Consider the following 2,500-nt stretch of genomic DNA (forward strand, 5'->3'; position numbering starts at 1 on the left):
GTTCGGCCGTTTTCGGTGGCAACGAGCAATTCCGTGGCGCTGGGGTTCTGCCGAGCGTCATGTAGCGTCTGCATAAGGGCTCGCCCCAAGCCTCTCCGGCGGTGGTCAGGCTCCGTTATGATCCGATCGTACACGAAGACGTCGTTGGTTTCTGCCGCGTAACCGCTTGCTGCAAGCGCGCCTGCCTCTGTGAATACCCGTGCTTCCGACACCATGCCGGTTCGCTTGACCTCAATCGTGTATCCAAGCGGCAGATGTCCGATGGGGGCTTTGGATGCAACCTGCATAAAACAGCCGGGAGCGTGCAGCTTCCAGCCGCTCGGGAGCGCTGATTGCAGATCACCCGCCGCGCCGCACAGCTTCAATAAGTAGCGGGAATCACTGATGGAACGAGCAACGTGTTCGAGGCCGGAGTTTGCCTTGGGAAACACCCAGCGCGCAATTTCAGCATCCGACTTAGTATCGACGCGGAAGCCGCCGTGGTCCGGGATCGGCAACGGCAATCCACGAGCGATTGATCTGGCCGAAAGCCATGCTTCCAGAACAGCAGGATCAACGCCTGGGTTGTTCATATGCCACTGCATAGCGAGCAGGTCGGCAAAATCCCATTCGACCCTCGTTTCCCGATCAACCATCCCATCCGAGACGCCGCCGGCCGTCTCGCTGGCCGTTCGTTTTTGGGAAAGGCAAGAAGCGCCCAATTGCAGACGTTCAGCCTTGCGGTAGGATAGCGCATGAACGTGTCAGTTATTGTCGGTCTACTACTGTTCGCTATCCCCGTGGTGATCATCTGGGCTGGTTTCGTGTCGGATAATGTCTTCTTAAACCTACACGTAGACACGAACCGGCGTTCTGCTCCGGTTACGTTTTGGGCCGTCACTGGAATGTGGACGTTGATGGCAGGCATCGGCTTGATGGTCGTCCTTGCCAACTGGGGTAAATGACCGCTTCCCACCCATCTGCGGACTGGCCGCGTCCGCTTAGTTGCGGACAATTGTGATTACGGGCAAATTCCGGCTATGATCGCTGACACCCTCGCACTCCCGCATTGCATTCGGTCCACAGCCGAGTTGAAATCTATATCGTTGGCCGTGGTAGGCTCTAAGTCGTCTGTTATTGAATGGATTCGCGAGGTTTCTGGAATATCAGACCAGTTGGAGTTCTCTGCTTCCCAAAAGGATAAACGCGGAAAGATCACGATCACCGTTCGGATGGCAGCAGAAACACCGTACAAGGTAATCGGGTGTCTCATCTATTCTGCGCAATTAAGACGCCTTAGGATCGGTCCGTGGATGTACCATCCTCCATTCTGCGGTCCGGTCCCGCAGTTGCCCTGAGGGCGGGACGTCCGCCTTTCCCACCCTTTGCGGACTGGCCGCGTCCGGCCACTTGCCGACTTTCGCCAAAATTGCAACGAGTCCATCGATGAAGGGCTTTAGAGATGTCAATGGTCGGTTTGTCCCGCCCCGCGAATGGGAATTTTCGGCGTTCAGTCTAGCGGCGTTGGCTCTGGCAAGTGTCCCTTTCGCTTGGTTTCTCCACGGCTTCGGCACTGTACGTGAACCGTGGAACGTCCTTCCTGTTGCTGGTGTGCTAGCCGGTGGAGGACTGTGGCTACGGCGAAAGCGGCTGCTGAACAGTCGGCAGATCTCGTCCGACCCTGAAGTCCGCTAACCACCCCGCTTTGAAAGCAGACGGTCTGCATCTCCGCATCGGCCCGGCGCCGCGGATCACCAACTCGTCGGAGTTGCGACCCGTCGGGCTACCTGTCGTAGCACCAGAAGCACATACTGCTGCCGGCTATGCGTCCGAGCCGTCATCGAGGCGACCAGCAGCGAGATCGGCAAGGACGGGATTGCCGAAGAGGACGCGCCAGTCCTCGGGTGGTTCGTCCAGATCATCCGGGTGCCATGTGAAGACGCCCGACCTGCCGCCCTGCGCGCGCTCGATCCGGGAGAGCTGGGCGGCGGACACGCCGGATCGCCGCGAGAGCTCGGCCAGCGACCAGCCGAGCGCCTCGCGTTCCACGCGCAGGCGCTGACAAAGCTGGTAGATGCGCGTTCCTTGCAGGGTGCCGTCGAACAATCGTGGCGGACTGCCACTGTCACCTATCGTCGCCACCTGCGGCCAATCGAGCTCCAACTCCTCCATGATCCGGTCGAGCGTGTGGCCCTGCGGCCTGGTATGCCCGTTCTCGATCCGCGACAATGCGACGCGCGTGATCCCGACGCTGAGGGCGAGTGCGTCCTGACTGATCGGCCCCACAACGCCCGCAACGCCCGTACGATGATCCCTGAGGATCTGCCCCAAATCAGCGCGCAGGTGGCTGAAGCCCCTGGGCAGCCGCATACGGGCGGGCGCACGTTCGTTGGTCATAAGAGATTGATGATCGAGCACGTGTGTATATTTCGTGCACGCTCGCCGACCGGCATCCCAAAACGTCGCCATGGCCGTCGCGCGGATCATGTTGGCACAATCCGTCGAGGCGCAAGAGGCGCTG

Annotated in this window: 3 protein-coding genes (1 of these 3 cut by a window edge); 1 reads left to right on the forward strand and 2 read right to left on the reverse strand. The window is 59.8% G+C overall.

Features of this window, described 5'->3' with window-relative positions; genetic code table 11:
• The coding region (locus BMX37_RS18600) for a GNAT family N-acetyltransferase (RefSeq protein WP_212611499.1) at positions 1-572 on the reverse strand (572 nt) is incomplete at its 3' end.
• 1,228 nt (positions 573-1,800) lie between these two features.
• On the reverse strand, positions 1,801-2,466 hold the full coding sequence (locus BMX37_RS18935; RefSeq protein ID WP_170842071.1) for a helix-turn-helix domain-containing protein: 666 nt from the start codon (positions 2,464-2,466) through the stop codon (positions 1,801-1,803).
• Here BMX37_RS18935 and BMX37_RS19050 point away from each other — a divergent pair.
• Positions 2,447-2,500: the start of a hypothetical protein gene (locus BMX37_RS19050; protein ID WP_212611500.1), read on the forward strand. 93 nt of this gene lie beyond the right edge of the window; the window shows 54 of its 147 coding nt (coding positions 1-54); its start codon is at positions 2,447-2,449; its stop codon lies off the right edge, out of view. The genes BMX37_RS18935 and BMX37_RS19050 overlap by 20 nt on opposite strands.

The sequence above is a fragment of the Sphingomonas gellani genome, assembly GCF_900110035.1.
GTDB classification, from domain to species: domain Bacteria; phylum Pseudomonadota; class Alphaproteobacteria; order Sphingomonadales; family Sphingomonadaceae; genus Sphingomonas; species Sphingomonas gellani.

What these genes read in the sequence shown, in the direction of transcription:
- BMX37_RS18935 (WP_170842071.1), bottom strand. Translation starts at nt 2,466, where the DNA reads ATGATCCGCGCGACGGCCATGGCGACGTTTTGGGATGCCGGTCGGCGA.